This is a genomic window from Dryocola baronae, assembly GCF_051297175.1.
Classification (GTDB): domain Bacteria; phylum Pseudomonadota; class Gammaproteobacteria; order Enterobacterales; family Enterobacteriaceae; genus Dryocola.
The window spans coordinates 4,895,448-4,911,123 of record NZ_JBINNY010000001.1 but is presented as its reverse complement, the minus strand read 5'-3'; the positions used below and the strand labels follow the sequence as shown (position 1 = coordinate 4,911,123).

The window sequence follows — 15,676 nt, the reverse complement described above, 5'->3', positions numbered from 1 at the left end:
CTCATCCTGCTCTCTCCTCCCTCCGCAGCCCCTTTTCAGGATGAATATCCCAAGCGAAAACAATGCCACACTGGTTAAAAGATACCCATGGGCAAAAAAAATGAAAAAAATTCCTCTGCTGCTTTTGCTGTTCCCGGGGCTCGCGTTGGCCAACTGGTCCGCTGCGGGGTTGGAAAGCTTTAAAGAACAAAGCCCTGGGCTATTTGTGAGCGATTCAAAGCTTGAAAAAGGGGCGCTGCCGCTTAGCCTGAAGCTTGACCAGGCATGTTGGCAGCCCGCCGAAACCATCAGGCTCAATCAGATGCTCTCGCTCAAACCCTGTGAAGGCGACGCGCCGCAGTGGAAGCTTTTCCGCGCCGGGGACTATCAGGTGCAAATCGACACGCGAAGCGGCACGCCAACCCTGATGCTGAGCGTAAAAAGCACCGCAGCCGCCGCGCCCGTTGACGTCACCCGCCAGTGCCCGAAATGGGACGGCAAGCCCCTGACGCTGGACGTCAGCAAAACTTTCGCCGAAGGCCAGCGGGTGCGTGATTTCTACAGCGGCCAGACGGCCACCGTTAAGCAGGGCCAGATAAGCATGATGCCTGCGGCAAACGGCAACGGACTGCTGCTGCTGGAAAGCGCGTCGACGGAGAAAATCGCGCCGTTTAGCTGGCACAACGCGACGGTCTACTTCGTGCTGACCGACCGTTTCGAAAACGGCAACCCGAACAACGACCACAGCTACGGCCGCCACAAAGACGGCATGGACGAAATTGCCACCTTCCACGGCGGGGACCTGGCGGGCCTAACCAGCAGGCTAGACTACCTGCAAAATCTCGGCGTGAACGCGCTGTGGATAAGTTCGCCGCTTGAGCAGATTCACGGCTGGGTCGGTGGCGGCACCAAAGGCGACTTCCCGCATTACGCCTATCACGGCTACTACACGATGGACTGGACGAAGCTCGACGCCAACATGGGCACCGCAGACGACCTGCGCAAGCTGGTGGACGAAGCCCACAGGCGCGGCATTCGCATCCTGTTTGATATCGTCATGAACCACACCGGCTATGCCACGCTTGCCGACATGCAGGAGTATCAGTTCGGCGCGCTGTATCTCAAGGGCGATGAAATAACTAAAACCCTCGGCAAACGCTGGACCGACTGGCAGCCCGGCCCGGGCCAAAGCTGGCACACCTTCAATGATTACATCAATTTCAGCGACAAAACCGCCTGGCAAGACTGGTGGGGCAAGAACTGGATACGCACCGACATCGGCGATTACGACAACCCCGGTTTTGACGACATCACCATGTCCCTCGCATTCCTGCCGGATATAAAAACCGAGTCCACGAAGGTCGCCGGGCTGCCGGTGTTTTACCGCCACAAGCCGGACACCAACGCTAAAGAGATTGCGGGGTACACGGTGCGCGATTACATGACGCACTGGCTCAGCCAGTGGGTGCGCGACTACGGCATCGACGGCTTCCGGGTTGATACGGCAAAACACGTGGAAAAAGAGGCGTGGAAGCAGCTGAAAGCGCAGTCGGTTGAGGCGCTAGGGGCGTGGAAGAAAGCCAACCCGGACAAGGCGATGGACGACTCGCCGTTCTGGATGACGGGCGAATCCTGGGGCCACGGCGTCATGCGAAGCGACTATTACAACAGCGGCTTCGACGCGATGATCAACTTTGACTATCAGGAGCAGGCGGCAAAAGCTGTCGACTGCCTGTCGAACATCGATCTCACATGGCAGCAGATGGCCGACAAACTGCAGGATTTCAACGTACTTAGCTACCTTTCCTCGCACGATACCCGCCTGTTCCGCGAAGGCGGCCAGCGGGCGGCAGAACTGCTGCTGCTGGCTCCGGGCGCGGTGCAGATCTTCTATGGCGACGAAACCGAGCGGCCGTTTGGCCCAACGGGATCCGACCCGCTACAGGGCACGCGTTCCGATATGAACTGGGGGAAAAATGCCGCCACGCTCGCGCACTGGGAGAAAATCAGCCAGTTCCGCGCGCGTCACCCGGCGGTGGGGTCCGGTAAACAAAACACCCTCAGCATGAAAGAGGGATACGGGTTTAGCCGCCAGGCGGGCGATGACAAAATCATGGTGGTTTGGGCGGGCAACCCGTAAAAGCCTCAGCGCTTGGCGCTTTGAAGCGGGTTAGATTTACGGATCTCTTTGTAAATAGCCTGAACTTCACGGGCGTATTTACGGCGTTTGGCTTCCTGCTTAGCCGTCTCGCGGAAGCCTGCGTTATAGGCACCTACGGCTCGCCAGCTCACGCCCCAGCGCTTAAACGCCAGCGCGAGATAATAGGCTCCGGCATGGATATTCAGGCAGGCATCCGTGCGCAAATCTTCCGGCGTGATGCCGAGCTTTTCCAGATGCTTAAAGTTTTGCGAATGGATTTGCATATACCCCACGGCGTATTCGGTGGGGGAAATAACGTTTAGCGCGTCGGCTCGCCAGGAGGATTCGCGAAACGAAATCGCGCGAAGGAGATCGGGTTCGATGTTAAAGGCTTTTCCTGCGCGATCGTAACATTTGGCCTGCACTGCGGGCGTTAGCAGTAACGCCAGCATGAGTAACGTTGACTTTTTCATCCATGAAGGTGCCTTATGGTGTGGACGCTCCGTGCGTGTTAAAAAGCGGCGTAAAACGCGGCTGCTATACTCAAGAGCGGACAAGGTTAGTCCAGACAGTCAGCTAGATACAGTAAATAAAAGATTCACTTCTGCTTAACGTTATGCAATTTCCGCCCGGCTCAAGGGCTGCCATTGAAACTTTCTTTTCAGCATATTTCGCTGACTAAACCCACTTTATTAGAGATTGCGACGGTTGAGGCCGCGTCTGCTAAGTTTGCACCGCGTCTTTCACGGCGTTATGGTTAGCCTCTTTTCGACAGCAAGCGACAGATTTACGTTATGACGTTTTCACTTTTCGGCGACAAATTTACCCGCCACGCAGGCATCACGCGCCTGATGGAGGACCTCAACGACGGTTTACGTACGCCGGGCGCGATCATGCTCGGCGGGGGTAACCCGGCACAGATTCCAGCGATGAACGATTATTTTCAAAACCTGCTGGCAGACATGCTGGCGAGCGGGAAAATGACCGACGCGCTATGCAACTACGACGGTCCGCAGGGGAAAAGTGAGCTTCTGAACGCGCTTGCCGCGATGCTGCGCAGCGAATTAGGCTGGGATATCGAACCACAGAATATTGCACTGACAAACGGCAGCCAAAGCGCATTTTTCTACTTGTTTAACCTGTTTGCCGGTCGCCATGCGGATGGCAGCACTAAAAAAGTGCTCTTCCCGCTTGCGCCTGAATACATTGGTTACGGTGATTCGGGCCTTGAGGAGGACCTGTTTGTCTCGGCGCGTCCTAACATCGAACTGCTGCCGGAAGGCCAGTTTAAATACCACGTCGATTTCGAGCATCTGCACATCGGCGAAGACACCGGCATGATCTGCGTCTCGCGTCCGACCAACCCGACGGGCAACGTCATCACCGACGAAGAGCTGATTAAGCTCGACGCGCTGGCCCATCAGCACGGGATCCCACTGGTTATCGACAACGCTTACGGCGTGCCTTTCCCCGGCATTATCTTTACGGAAGCCCGCCCGCTGTGGAATCCGAATATCGTGCTGTGCATGAGCCTGTCGAAGCTAGGCCTGCCGGGCACCCGCTGCGGTATCATCATCGCCAACGAAAAAATCATCTCCGCCGTCAGCAACATGAACGGCATCATCAGCCTGGCGCCGGGCGGCATTGGCCCCGCGATGGCAACCGAGATGATCAAGCGTAACGATCTGCTACACCTTTCCGAAAACGTCATCAAACCCTTCTATTATCAGCGCGTTCAGGAAACTATCGCCGTTATTCGCCGCTACCTGTCCCCGGAACGCTGCCTGATCCACAAGCCAGAAGGGGCGATTTTCCTTTGGCTGTGGTTTAAGGATTTGCCGATCACCACCGAACTGCTCTACCAGCGCCTGAAAAAGCGCGGCGTGCTGATGGTGCCGGGGGATTACTTCTTCCCTGGTCTGGATAAGCCGTGGCCGCACACGCACCAGTGCATGCGCATGAACTACGTGCCGGATCCAGAAAAGATAGAGGCGGGCGTGAAGATTCTGGCGGAAGAAATCGAACGAGCCTGGGCCGAAGCGGACCAAGGGAATTGAGTAGGGCGGGTAAGGCGTCGCCGCCGCCCGCAGCAGGAAATGAACCATAAAAAAAGCGGGAGGATGCTCCCGCTTTTTTTGTTACTTCGCTAGCGTCCAGGCCTGTTGCCAGGCGAAACCGTAGCCAGGCTCATAGCCAAACGCGCTTTTCGACCACTGCTTGCAGTAGCCTGCATAAGGCAGCGGACGGCACTGATAAACCTTATTGTCCTTAGGCTGCAGAACGCGGGTACCGGCTTTGTAGCTCGACAGGCCCTGCGGGAACACGTAGTCGTATTTTCCGCCTGCGGCGCTGTCCGTCAGGCTAAAGGCCTGGCTTTGCTGCGACAGCGTGCCGGCCGCGTCTTTTGCTACCACCACCAGCGTATAATTGCCCGGCGAGACATTGCTGACAGGAAGCGTGTAGGTCACGGTGTTGTTGGTCACCGCGGCCTTCTGCTGCGCTTTTTGGCTGTTATCCGCGCCAAAAACGCTCATCGTCAAATCTAAAGAGCCCTTCACCGCCACGTCATATTTCAGGCTGAGCGTTTTACGTGCCGCGTCGTAATCCTGGTTGAGATTAGACAGCGTGAAGCTGTTCACATTAACCGGTGCCTGCGGCTGGATCTCAATTTCAACCCGGCTCAGATTACCGTTTGCAGCTGTATAAATATTGTTATCTCCATAAGTTGGAGAAATATTTCCAGCACCGTCTTTCACGCCCGCGCGTAAAGTATTGCTCGATTTATTTATTTGGCTGGCGAAATTATAACCCCAGCTGCTGGCTTTTCCCTGCGTGGCGTTTGGCACCGTCCAGGTAATATTCTGAGCGGTAAGTTCAGAAGTATTATCGAATAAACGGGCAATCACCTTATCGCCGGTATTCAGATCTTCACGCGGCTGAATCTGGCCAATCTGTTTACTCCACTGATCCACTACCGTGCTTCCGCCGCCGAAATCAACGTCAATAACCTGATAGAAGCTGTTGGAGGTATCCGCGATTTCCCATACGCCATAAATGACCTGATAGCCGGTGCGCGAAGGGACGTTACAGCTGTGGGTGACCGTGGAATTAGGCGCGTCGCCGTAGCCTTCGTACTGGCAGAACGGCTTGCTTTCAAAGGCCGCGCGGGACAGCGGCTGGTTAGGGGACCAGTCCTGTTTAGTGATGTAATAGCGCCAGTTTGCGGTGCGATGCGGGGCGGTGTGGGTCCAGACAAAGTTATGCTGGCCCGCGCTCATCGGCTGTTTTGCCCAGCGGCCTGCGGTTTGCTCGTCTACGTCAGAAAAGTTGCTGTGCCCGGCGCTGGCGAGGCTGCCGTCAGCGGGGCCGCTTGCCGGGAACCCGCTCGGCGCTTCCATACTCTGTGGTTCATACTGCGCGGAGCCGCAGCCGGAATTGTGGTTCAGGCTACAGCTATAAACACGGCTTTCCGGCGATGAGATATAACCGTGTGCCCATGAATATATTGGTGAGGCCAATATAATAGATGAAATAACGCAATTACGTATATTCATACATATCCTCAATATAATTGATAATATAAATAGTTAATTCAAATAAAACGCATGAAGCCGGAAAATCCGGCTTTCACAATCTAATCAATATAGAGAGGGTGAACAATCTATGTATTTATATGGACATTAATCTCAGCAATAGGGAATAACGTGTTTAAGTTAATTCTGACAATAATCTGGAATCTATTAAGCGGTTTTGGGCAAGAAAATATCTTGCCCCTCGATCAGTGAATAACGGGCAAAGCGTCGTACCCTTTCAGGCGATAATTAAGCATCGAAATACCCCAGCAGACGATAAACAGCCCAACCACCGCGAAGCCCGCGTTGCCGAGGTTATCGTTAAGCATGTTCACCCAGCGCCAAGCGCCGGTATGCAGATCGAACCTGTCCGCCAGCAGCCCCAGCGCTTCCAGGCCGCCGATAAACAGCGCTACGACGACGGAGGTGCCGGTGATCGTCATGTTGTAATAGATTTTGCGCTGCGGTTTGTTGAACGCCCAGCCGTAAGCGCCGACCATGATCACGTTATCGAGCGTGTCCACCAGCGCCATGCCGCTGGCAAACAGCGCCGGAAAGACCAAAATCGACCAGATCGACATGCCGCTCGACGCGCTGGCGGCCGAAATTCCCAGCACGCCAATTTCGGTAGCGGTATCGAAGCCGAGGCCAAACAGAAAGCCCACCAGATACATATGCCAGCTTTTGCCGATAAGCCGGAAGGTGGAGCGGAACAGCCAGCTCATCATGCCGCCGCCGTTGAAATCCGTTTCCGCTTCCGCCAGCGGTTTGCCGCGCTTGAGCCTGCGAAAACTGCGCCACACGCCGCGCAGAATCACCAGATTCACCAGCGCCATCGCCAGCAGAAAACAGGCGGAAACCGCCGTGCCGATCGCGCCGCCAACGTCGTGGAACCAGTCCATTTTGCTCTGGAATGCGGCAGCGGTGGCGGCAATGGCGATCGAGGCCAGCACCACAATGCTCGAATGGCCGAGCGAGAACCACGCGCCAACGCCGAACGGACGCTTGCCCTGCTGCATCATCTTGCGCGTCACGTTATCGATCGCGGCAATGTGGTCGGCATCCACGGCGTGGCGCAGGCCGTAGCACCAGGCCAGCAGGCTCGCGGCCATCAGCGCCGTACTGTGGTGAAACGATGCCAGCGCCCATGCCCAGGCGGCAAGATTGGCGGCGGCAAGCACCGCCAGCAGCGCAGCGGCGCGGGGATTATTGCGAAGTACACGCACGAACATCTTTTTATCCTTGAGAAGCGGGGGTTAAACGGGCGGCGGCAATGACGGCCTGGCCGAATGAGAGGGCACCGTCGCCCGCGGGCAGCAGGCTTGGGAAAAGCAGCGTGAAATCGGCGAGATGATGGCTAAAACGCTCGCGCATCAGGCGGTTATGCAGCACGCCGCCGCTAAAAATAATCGTTTTAATGCCCAGCTTTTCGGCATGCAGGCGGGCGAGATCGGCAAAACCTTTCGCCAGCGCATCGTGAAAAGCCCAGGCGCGCACCGGGGCCGGTTCGCACCAGCTGAGCCACTGCTGCCAGAAGGTCGCTAAATCTAGCCTGGCGTCGAGAAGCGGCAGGGTGACGGGATGCAGGCACTCGGCGCTTTGCGATGCCAGCGCTTCAAGTGCGCAGGCCGCTTCCCCTTCGTAGCTAAGGCTTTGCGGCGTGCAGTTCAGCGCGCAGGCCGCCGCGTCAAACAATCGTCCCGTAGAGGAAGCCGGTGGCGAATTGATGCCACGACCCACGGCGTTCGCCAGCGGCTGCCAGTTTTGCTCGCGAACCGCCGCCGTTTCTGACCGCTGCTGCCAGTCCGGAACGAAGTCCAGACAGTGCGCGAGCAGATTGCGCCACGGCTGGCGCGCCGCCAGATCGCCGCCCGGCAGCGCGACGGCGGGCAGACCGCCGAGATGCTCACACCGCCGATAGCTCACCCGCAGGCATTCGCCGCCCCACAGCGCGTTATTCGCCCCCATGCCGATGCCGTCCAGCGTCAGCGCAATCACCTCCGGGCCGTCCAGCGGCCAGTCGTGTTCCGCAAGGCAGGCGGCGGCATGGGCGTGATGATGCAAAACTTCGCTAACGGGCGCGCCCAGCTCGCGGCCCAGTCTGGCGCTGTGATAGCCGGGATGCGCGTCAACGGCCACGTGCTGCGGGGTGAAATCATAGGTTTGACACATCAGCGCCCGCGCCCGCTGCCAGTGCTGCGCAACGCCCTCTTCGGCGAGATCGCCAAGATGCTGGCTGAGCACCGCCTGGCCGCCGCGCAGCAGGCAGAACGTGTTTTTCAGATCCGAACCCGTCGCCAGTATCGGCGGCAGATCGTTAAAGCCCGGCGGCAGCGGCAGGGCGTCCGGCACAAAGCCCCGCGCGCGGCGCAGCATTTCACCGCTGGCGCGCACTACCGAGTCGTCCATGCGCTGAACGATATCGCGATTATGCAGCAGCCAGCCGTCGGCGATATCTGCCAGATCGGCCAGCGCCTGCTCGTTGGTCAGCGCGGGCGGCCTGCCGTTCAGGTTGCCGGAGGTCATCACCAGCGGCCCGCCAAAGTCCTGCATCAGCAGGTGTTGTAGCGGGTTCGCGGGCAGCATCACACCGACTTCCGTCAGGCCCGGCGCGATAGCGTCGCTTAACTCGCTCAACGATGATTTATCCAGCAGAACGATGGGCGCGGCGGGAGCGTTGAGCAGCGCCATGACGTCGGCAGGCAGGCCGTTGCCGTTCGCCAGCATCACCGCCAGCGGCTTGGTAGGGCGACGCTTGCGCTCGCGCAGCCGCCGTACCGCCGCGCCGTTGCGCGCATCCACGGCGAGATGAAAACCGCCGAGGCCCTTAACCGCGACTATTTGCCCGGCCTTAAGGGCCGAAACCGCTTCCTGCAACGCCAGCCCGCGCGCCAGATGCTGCTCGCCGCTTTGCCAGAAAAGCTGCGGCCCGCAGTCGGGGCAGGCCACCGGCTGGGCGTGAAAGCGTCGGTCCATCGGATGACGATATTCGGCGTCGCAGGCCGGGCAGAGGGGAAAAGCCGCCATCGCCGTTTTAGGCCGGTCATACGGCATGCTGTGGATTATCGTAAAGCGCGGCCCGCAGTGGGTGCAGTTGATAAACGGGTAGCGATAGCGGCGGTCGGCAGGGTCGTTTAGCTCGCGCAGGCAGTCCGGGCACGTAGCGGCATCCGGAACGATCTGCGTATCCATCGTGCCGGTATCGCTGTGGCGAATAGTGAAATCCTGCGGCAGGGTTTCCCAGCGCATGGCCGATGACGAAATGTCGTCAATACGCGCCAGCGGCGGGCAGTGGGCGTGAAGCTGGGCGACAAACTCGTGTGCATCTGCCGCGAGGCGCACGATAACCCCCGCGCCGTCGTTGCAGACGTCGCCGCAGAGCTTGAGCCGCTGGGCCAGCTGCCAGACAAAAGGCCGGAAGCCAACGCCCTGCACTTTGCCGCGAATGCGCAGCATCACGCCGTTAAAATTCACGTTTTATCCTGTAAGATGTTGAAAATTCAAGTGGCGGACGTCGGATGGCGCTAACGCTTATCCGACCTACATCCGCTCAACCTTCGTAGGGTGGATAAGCGCCAGCGCCATCCACCGCTTACCAGGATGAAATTACGCCTCAACCGCCTGGCGCAACCTCGCCTTCATATCGCTGTACGTCGTCTGCGCGTACGTTTCGGCCCACTGCTGGTCGGCAATATGGCTGACGTTCACCGCGCAATATTTGGTTTCCGGCGTTTTGGAAATCGGGTCGAGATTATCCTGCGTCAGCTCGTTGCACGCGCCGATCCACCACTGATAGGTCATGTACACCGAGCCTTTGTTGATGCGCTCGTTCACGTCCGCGCGGCTGATCACCTTGCCGCGCCGGGAGCTGACCCACACCAGCTGTTTGTCCTTCACGCCGAGGCGCATCGCGTCTTCCGGGTGCATCTGCACGAAGCCCGGTTCGTCGGCGAGGGTTTGCAGCGCGGCGCAGTTGCCGGTCATCGAACGGCAGGAGTAATGGCCCACTTCGCGCACGGTACAGAGCACCAGCGGATAATCCTCGTCCGGCACTTCCGCAGGCGCGCGCCACTCGGCGGCAAACAGCTGGCCTTTGCCGGTTGGCGTATCGAACCTGCTGTCCTTGTAGAGATAAGGCGTGCCGGGATGGTCAAGCGTTGGGCAAGGCCACTGCACGTGGCCCATATCGCCCATTTTTTCGTAGGTCACGCCGTAGAACAGCGGGCACAGTTCGCGCATCTCGTCCCAGATTTTCTGGTTGCTGTCGTAGCGCATCGGGTAGCCCATTTCGGTGGCGAGCAGGCTGATGATTTCCCAGTCGCGCTTGACGTTGTACTTCGGCTCGATGGCCTTTTCAAAACGCTGGAAGCCGCGATCCGCGCAGGTGAACACGCCGCCGTGCTCGCCCCAGGAGGTGGCGGGCAGCAGCACGTCGGCCACCTCGGCGGTTTTGGTCATGAAGATGTCCTGTACCACCACGAAGTCGAGCGCCTCGAAGCCGCTGCGCACCAGGCCCAGGTCCGCTTCGGTCTGCAAAGGGTCTTCGCCCATGATGTAATAGGCCTTGATTTTGCCTTCCAGCGCCAGGTGCGGTACCTCGGTAATACGCACGCCCACTTCGGCGTCCATATCTGCGGCGTTAATGCCCCAGGCGTTGGCGAACTTAGCCCTCACCTCCGGGTTAACCACGTCCTGATAGCCGGGGAACTGGTTTGGCAGCACGCCCATGTCGCAGGCGCCCTGCACGTTATTCTGCCCGCGAACCGGGCCGACGCCGACGTTTTCGCGCCCCAGGTTGCCGGTCAGCAGCGCGAGGCTCGAAAGCCCTTTCACCACGTCCACCGCCTGGCCAAACTGGGTGACGCCCATGCCCCACATGATGGTGGCGGAAGGCGCGGCGGCGAAGGTGCGCATCGCCTGACGAACCTGCTGGGCCGGAACGCCGGTCAGGTGTTCCACGTCTTCCGGCGCGTAGCCCTTAACGATTTCGCGGTAGGCGTCCAGCCCTTCGGTAAATTTCGCGACGTACTCTTTATCGTAGAGATTCTCTTCGAGCAGCACGTACGCAAAGGCGTTGACCAGCGCCATATTGCAGCCATTTTTCAGCTGCAAATGCTGATCGGCAATGCGCGCCGTTTCGATGCGACGCGGATCGCAAACGATGATTTTTGCGCCGTTTTCCTTCGCTTTAATGACGCGACGCGCCACGATCGGGTGTGAATCGGCGCAGTTATAGCCAAAGACCAGCAGGCATTTTGAGTTTTCGATATCGCCGATGGAGTTGCTCATTGCGCCGTTGCCCAGCGTCACCTGCAAACCGGCTACCGACGGCCCGTGACACACGCGAGCGCAGCAGTCCACGTTGTTGGTGTTCAGCACGCCGCGCGCAAATTTCTGCATCACGTAGTTGGTTTCGTTGCCCGTCCCGCGTGACGAACCGGTGGTCATGATCGCACGTGGGCCAAACTGCTCTTTGATGTCCTTGAGGCGTTTTGCGGTGTAGCGAATAGCTTCTTCCCAGCTCGCCGGCTGGAGCTTGCCGCCTTTTTCATAGCGGATCATCGGCTGCGTCAGGCGCGGCGTCAGCAGCTTGGTGTCGTTGAGGAAATCCCAGCCGTAATAGCCTTTCAGGCAAAGTTCGTTCTGGTTGGTCACGCCTTCGGCGGCTTCGGCACGGATAATTTTGTTATTGTCGACAACGAGTTTCAGTTTGCAGCCCGCACCGCAGTATGGGCAGACGCTGGTAATTTTTTTCATCAGTAACAGACCTGTTAAAAGCTGAAGATAAGGGATTAAAAAATCAAAGACGAAGTGGCATCGAAAGCGGCACGGCGGCGTTTTTCGGCACTCATCTGTTCGAGTTTATTGCGATCGACCAGCAGGATGGCGTTGGTCGGGCAGGCTTCCATGCAGGCGGGGCCCGTTTCGCGGTGGTGGCAGAGGTCGCACTTGTTCGCTTCGGCTTTTTCAGCCAGCACGTTCAGGCCCGCGCCGCTGTTGCGCACCACCGGGCGAACGACCACTTCCATCGCCCCGTAAGGGCAGGCGACAACGCAGGTTTTGCAGCCGATGCAGCGTTCCTGCATCACGTTCACAAAGCCGTGTTCGCGGCTGATGGCCCCGTTCGGGCAGACGTTCGCACAGGGTGCGTCTTCGCACTGGCGGCACATCATGGCGGTAGAAATATTCATGCCTTTTACGACGTGAATACGCGGAAGGAAGGCCTGCGGCGTTAACGACGCGCAGTCCTGATCTTCCTGATGGGAGACGACGCAGGCGACTTCACAAGTGCGGCAGCCGATACATTTGCTCGAATCAGCAATGATGAAGCGGTTCATCATAAGCTCCTGGTGAGATTGTTATTGTGGGCATTGATATACATAAAGCGTGCCAGGTTTGAAGCTAGCGCTATTCAAGGGGTTGAGCATTGATCCGGGGCGGGATGACAGTGACATCGACACTTATGACGATGTCATTTGGGCAAATGACAGAGGACGTGGAATCATGTCGGATGGCGCTAACGCTTATCCGACCTACACGTGAATTGAAATTGTCGGATGGCACTTCGTTTACCCGACCTACACGTGAACTGAAATTGTCGGGTGGCACGTCGTTTACCCGACCTACACGTGAAGTGAAATTGTCGGGTGGCACGTCGTTTACCCGACCGACACGCGAACTGAAATTGTCGGGTGGCACGTCGTTTACCCGACCTACACGCTACACGCGAACCGTAGGGTGGATAAGCGTTAGCGCCATCCACCGAATTGTCGGACATAAATCGCAGGGTAGATAAGCGCAAGCGCCATCCACCGTAATTCAGCAAATAACGAGGAGTTGGAAAGCATCTCGCAATTCCTTTTCGTCAACGCAGATTCAGGTTAGGGAAAGTAATGAAGGTTGATATGTTTTAGCCAACGGAGGGGTTAGAATGTATACAATTTTGACGCATGAAGCGGCAGCAGTTGAATTAAGTGCTCTACCCTCGCAGCTGCGAGGCCGTATGTTTCGTTTGATTGAGCGGCTGGCGTTGGAAGGAAACCAGCTCAGGATTCCCCATAGTCGGGTCATCGGTAACGGGCTTTTTGAGCTACGCGTCGGGGATAAAGATATCGCTCGTACGGTCTATGCTTTTAGTCATGTGCAAACCATCTTTATTCTGCATGCCTTCACGAAAAAGACGGCCAAAACACCGGCAGGTGCCATTGAAATCGCGCGGTTAAGACTGAAGGAGTTTTTAAAGTGAAACCAGTGTCTCTTGATGAACTGAAAACCAGAATGCTCTCTGACGATGAGTCCCTTCAGGCCTATGACGATGCCGATCGGGAGCTTGCTTTGATTCAGGCTCTGTATGAGATGCGTGAACGCTCGGGGCTGACTAAAAGCGAGCTTGCCGATAAGTTAGGTATAAATTCATCCAGTATTAATCGCCTTGAGAAAAACCCTTTCAGCGTGAGCATGAAAACGCTTGAACGCTATGCTTCGGCCTGCGGCGCAAAAATTTCATTAAATATCCGCTATGTTTAGCGAAATTGTCGGATGGCGCTAACGCTTATCCGACCTACACGTGAATTGAAATTGTCGGGTGGCGCGCCGTTTACCCGACCGACACGTGAATTGAAATTGTCGGATGGCACGTCGTTTATCCGACCTACACGCGACACGCGAACCGTAGGGTGGATAAGCGAATGCGCCATCCACCGAATTGTTGGACATAAATCGCAGGATAGATAACCGCAGCGCCATCCACCCGTTCCCCGCCAAAGCCGCTCAACAAAACTCGGGCGCTTCCAGCTCGGCGAAGCCGCCGTTACCTTCCCAACCTGCCAGCCGTTGATGCACCGTTTTTACCGCTTCTTTCACCGCTTCGGTCATCGGGTAATAAAACCCGACGATATCCGGCTGAATGCCGAGGAAAATCACTTCTCCAACATCCTCTTTAAGCCGATCGATCAGGTAGTTCAGCGGCATATTGTGGGTCGTCATCATAAACATCTCGGCGATGTCGTCCGGGTCGATAATGCGGATCTCGCCGGAGTTGAGGCCCATGTCCGTGGCGTCGACCAGCAACAGGCGATCCGGACGCAGCTCGCGAATCGCCACCACGTCGTTTTCAGGGGCCGTGCCGCCGTCTATCACCACCCAGTCGCCCTGCGGGGCGGCCTGGCACATTTCCGCGAGCAGCGGGCCCGCGCCGTCGTCGCCCATCATGCTGTTGCCGACACAAAGTAAAACGTTAGTCATAGCGCCTCCGAACCATCAGATAGACGGCGGGTTCCAGTTGTATCGCCTGCAGCATGTCGAGCAACTCCTGGCTCCATTTCTGCTGCTCCGGCGTTTGGGTTGTTTTGGCCGCGTCAAAGGCTTTGGCTAGCAAAACGACGTGGCTCTGGTCGATAACGATTTCGCCGTAGCGCGGCACGCCTTCCATTTTTCGCCGCGCTTCGCTCCCCTCTTCGAGCGTGGCAATCCACGCCCGGTAGGCTTCAAACGGACAGACCAGATTCTCTTTCAGGCAGTCGATTACGCCCAGATGGTGGCCGATGGCCAGGCTGTAATAGACCACCTGCTGCGCGTCCGCCGGGGTATTGTCGTTCTCGTCGACAAACTTGCGGCTGAGCTGGCAAAACACCACCGATTCGCTCATTACGCACGCTCCTGCTGCACGACGGCCTCAAGGTTTGCGACGATCTCGTTCAGGCGCGGATCGTTCTCCGTCGCCAGCCACTGCTGCACGGCGTCGCCGCCCGCGGTGAGGTTGTTCATATAGCTGTCGGCAATCTGACGGCCGTAGCGATAGCCCGCCAGGCGGCGAGCGGCGCGGTCGATGCGCACGCGCAGCGGCTGAACCATGTCCGGGTGCAGAATTTGCGCGGGCTGGGCGTCCAGCTCGCTGGCATCGCGGGCGTGGATTTTCTGCTCCAGCAGGCCCAGCGCCATCGCGAAGCCGTACAGCGTGGCGGCAGGCGTCGGCGGGCAGCCGGGGATATACACGTCAACCGGCACGATTTTGTCGGTGCCGCCCCACACGCAGTACAGATCGTGGAAGATGCCGCCGCTGTTGCCGCAGGCCCCGTAGGAAATACAGATTTTCGGGTCGGGTGCGGATTCCCAGGCGCGCAGCGCGGGCGAGCGCATGGCGCGGGTAACCGCCCCGGTAAACAGCAGGATATCGGCATGTCGCGGCGACGGGACAACTTTAATCCCGAAGCGTTCTGCGTCGAAAAGTGGTGAAAGCGTGGCGAAAATTTCAATTTCGCAGCCGTTGCAGCCGCCGCAGTCCACGCGGTAAACGTAGGCGGAACGTTTGATGTTTTTCAGCAGCGACGCCTTCATGGCGGCGATGGATTCGTCCACCGTCATTGGCACCGGCATGCCTTTATCGTCGCGTGGGCCAAGTAGATTGCTCATTAGCTGGCCTCTCTCATCTGGCGGCTAAAGTTAATTTGGTCGGATGAAGCCAGCCCCTGTTGGCGCTTGCAGTCCGGGCAGGTTTCAAACGACGCGCGATGCGATTCGGCGCGCTTGTCGCCGTTGTGGGCTAGCAGCGCGATGGCGTAATCGATCTCTTTTTGCACCGCGTACGGCCTGCCGCATTCGCGGCAGTTACACAGGTCGAAGCGCGCCTGCTGCAGGAAATCCGCTTTGTTCCACACCGCCAGCTCGTACTGCTGGGACAGGGTGATGGCGGCGGTCGGGCAAACCTCTTCGCAGCGCGCGCAGAAAATGCAGCGCCCGAGGTTAAAGCTCCACGCCAGCTGGCCGTTCACCAGGTCGGTTTCCACGCTCAGCGCGTTCGACGGGCAGGCGTTCACGCACGCCGCGCAGCCGATGCATTGCTGCGGGTTGTGCTCCGGCTTGCCGCGAAAGTTCGGGTCCACGGCGATGGGCTGCAGCGGGTACGACTCGGTGGCGACGCCGCCCTTAATGGCTTTTTTGATGAAGTTAAACATGGTCGTTCCTTTGCTTTGCCTTCCCGGGGTTT

14 protein-coding genes are annotated in these 15,676 nt (G+C 58.0%); 4 read left to right on the top strand and 10 right to left on the bottom strand.

What is annotated here, in order from left to right; genetic code table 11:
• The first annotated feature begins 100 nt into the window (after nt 1-100).
• Complete coding sequence (locus tag ACSPHG_RS23180; protein WP_435955817.1) at nt 101-2,119, top strand: alpha-amylase; 2,019 nt, start codon at nt 101-103, stop codon at nt 2,117-2,119.
• A 5-nt stretch (nt 2,120-2,124) separates the two neighbouring features.
• On the opposite strand, the gene ACSPHG_RS23175 is transcribed toward ACSPHG_RS23180, so the two are convergent.
• Entirely contained in the window at nt 2,125-2,592 is a 468-nt protein-coding gene (locus tag ACSPHG_RS23175; RefSeq protein WP_435955816.1) for a transglycosylase SLT domain-containing protein, read from the bottom strand.
• A 321-nt stretch (nt 2,593-2,913) separates the two neighbouring features.
• Here ACSPHG_RS23175 and avtA point away from each other — a divergent pair, with 321 nt between their 5' ends.
• Nucleotides 2,914-4,176 carry a valine--pyruvate transaminase gene (gene avtA, locus ACSPHG_RS23170; protein WP_435955815.1) on the top strand — a complete coding sequence of 421 codons (1,263 nt, stop codon included), beginning with the start codon at nt 2,914-2,916 and terminating at the stop codon, nt 4,174-4,176.
• A gap of 81 nt (nt 4,177-4,257) precedes the next feature.
• Here the strand turns inward: avtA and gbpA are convergent, their stop codons facing one another.
• The 5 genes from gbpA to hydN form a co-directional block, all read right to left on the bottom strand.
• Nucleotides 4,258-5,673, bottom strand: a complete 1,416-nt coding sequence (gene gbpA, locus ACSPHG_RS23165; RefSeq protein WP_435955814.1) for an N-acetylglucosamine-binding protein GbpA — start codon at nt 5,671-5,673, stop codon at nt 4,258-4,260.
• 224 nt (nt 5,674-5,897) lie between these two features.
• Nucleotides 5,898-6,923 (bottom strand): HoxN/HupN/NixA family nickel/cobalt transporter, encoded by a 1,026-nt coding sequence (locus tag ACSPHG_RS23160; protein ID WP_435955813.1) that lies wholly within the window; start codon nt 6,921-6,923, stop codon nt 5,898-5,900.
• A 4-nt stretch (nt 6,924-6,927) separates the two neighbouring features.
• The gene (gene hypF / locus ACSPHG_RS23155; RefSeq protein WP_435956082.1) at nt 6,928-9,147 is read right to left on the bottom strand and encodes a carbamoyltransferase HypF; all 2,220 of its coding nucleotides are present in this window, start codon (nt 9,145-9,147) and stop codon (nt 6,928-6,930) included.
• 150 nt (nt 9,148-9,297) lie between these two features.
• Nucleotides 9,298-11,448: a formate dehydrogenase subunit alpha gene (gene fdhF / locus ACSPHG_RS23150; RefSeq protein WP_435955812.1), complete on the bottom strand. Its 2,151-nt coding sequence runs from the start codon at nt 11,446-11,448 to the stop codon at nt 9,298-9,300.
• A 35-nt stretch (nt 11,449-11,483) separates the two neighbouring features.
• Nucleotides 11,484-12,029, bottom strand: coding sequence for an electron transport protein HydN (hydN, locus tag ACSPHG_RS23145; RefSeq protein ID WP_435955811.1), 546 nt, complete (start codon nt 12,027-12,029; stop codon nt 11,484-11,486).
• A 593-nt stretch (nt 12,030-12,622) separates the two neighbouring features.
• Here hydN and ACSPHG_RS23140 point away from each other — a divergent pair.
• Both ACSPHG_RS23140 and ACSPHG_RS23135 read left to right on the top strand, forming a co-directional pair.
• Nucleotides 12,623-12,937 (top strand): type II toxin-antitoxin system RelE/ParE family toxin, encoded by a 315-nt coding sequence (locus ACSPHG_RS23140; protein ID WP_435955810.1) that lies wholly within the window; start codon nt 12,623-12,625, stop codon nt 12,935-12,937.
• Nucleotides 12,934-13,218: a helix-turn-helix domain-containing protein gene (locus ACSPHG_RS23135; RefSeq protein WP_435955809.1), complete on the top strand. Its 285-nt coding sequence runs from the start codon at nt 12,934-12,936 to the stop codon at nt 13,216-13,218. Before ACSPHG_RS23140 ends, ACSPHG_RS23135 begins: the two co-directional genes overlap by 4 nt.
• Nucleotides 13,219-13,461: 243 nt before the next feature.
• On the opposite strand, the gene hycI is transcribed toward ACSPHG_RS23135, so the two are convergent.
• Genes hycI through ACSPHG_RS23115 form a run of 4 tightly spaced genes read right to left on the bottom strand, consistent with a single transcriptional unit; the run spans nt 13,462 to nt 15,644 of the window.
• Entirely contained in the window at nt 13,462-13,935 is a 474-nt protein-coding gene (gene hycI, locus ACSPHG_RS23130) for a hydrogenase maturation peptidase HycI (RefSeq protein ID WP_435955808.1), read from the bottom strand.
• A complete protein-coding gene (locus ACSPHG_RS23125) occupies nt 13,928-14,338 on the bottom strand; it encodes a formate hydrogenlyase maturation HycH family protein (protein ID WP_435955807.1) in 411 nt (136 codons plus the stop codon). Before ACSPHG_RS23125 ends, hycI begins: the two co-directional genes overlap by 8 nt.
• A complete protein-coding gene (locus tag ACSPHG_RS23120) occupies nt 14,338-15,102 on the bottom strand; it encodes an NADH-quinone oxidoreductase subunit B family protein (protein ID WP_435955806.1) in 765 nt (254 codons plus the stop codon). Before ACSPHG_RS23120 ends, ACSPHG_RS23125 begins: the two co-directional genes overlap by 1 nt.
• Nucleotides 15,102-15,644, bottom strand: a complete 543-nt coding sequence (locus ACSPHG_RS23115) for a formate hydrogenlyase complex iron-sulfur subunit (protein WP_435955805.1) — start codon at nt 15,642-15,644, stop codon at nt 15,102-15,104. Before ACSPHG_RS23115 ends, ACSPHG_RS23120 begins: the two co-directional genes overlap by 1 nt.
• Between the last annotated feature and the right edge of the window lie 32 nt (nt 15,645-15,676).

Bases quoted from the DNA above. Each gene is read 5' to 3' on its own strand.
- ACSPHG_RS23180 (WP_435955817.1), top strand. From the start codon at position 101: ATGAAAAAAATTCCTCTGCTGCTTTTGCTGTTCCCGGGGCTCGCGTTG.
- ACSPHG_RS23175 (WP_435955816.1), bottom strand. From the start codon at position 2,592: ATGAAAAAGTCAACGTTACTCATGCTGGCGTTACTGCTAACGCCCGCA.
- avtA (WP_435955815.1), top strand. From the start codon at position 2,914: ATGACGTTTTCACTTTTCGGCGACAAATTTACCCGCCACGCAGGCATC.
- gbpA (WP_435955814.1), bottom strand. From the start codon at position 5,673: ATGAATATACGTAATTGCGTTATTTCATCTATTATATTGGCCTCACCA.
- ACSPHG_RS23160 (WP_435955813.1), bottom strand. From the start codon at position 6,923: ATGTTCGTGCGTGTACTTCGCAATAATCCCCGCGCCGCTGCGCTGCTG.
- hypF (WP_435956082.1), bottom strand. From the start codon at position 9,147: ATGCTGCGCATTCGCGGCAAAGTGCAGGGCGTTGGCTTCCGGCCTTTT.
- fdhF (WP_435955812.1), bottom strand. From the start codon at position 11,448: ATGAAAAAAATTACCAGCGTCTGCCCATACTGCGGTGCGGGCTGCAAA.
- hydN (WP_435955811.1), bottom strand. From the start codon at position 12,029: ATGAACCGCTTCATCATTGCTGATTCGAGCAAATGTATCGGCTGCCGC.
- ACSPHG_RS23140 (WP_435955810.1), top strand. From the start codon at position 12,623: ATGTATACAATTTTGACGCATGAAGCGGCAGCAGTTGAATTAAGTGCT.
- hycI (WP_435955808.1), bottom strand. From the start codon at position 13,935: ATGACTAACGTTTTACTTTGTGTCGGCAACAGCATGATGGGCGACGAC.
- ACSPHG_RS23125 (WP_435955807.1), bottom strand. From the start codon at position 14,338: ATGAGCGAATCGGTGGTGTTTTGCCAGCTCAGCCGCAAGTTTGTCGAC.
- ACSPHG_RS23120 (WP_435955806.1), bottom strand. From the start codon at position 15,102: ATGAGCAATCTACTTGGCCCACGCGACGATAAAGGCATGCCGGTGCCA.
- ACSPHG_RS23115 (WP_435955805.1), bottom strand. From the start codon at position 15,644: ATGTTTAACTTCATCAAAAAAGCCATTAAGGGCGGCGTCGCCACCGAG.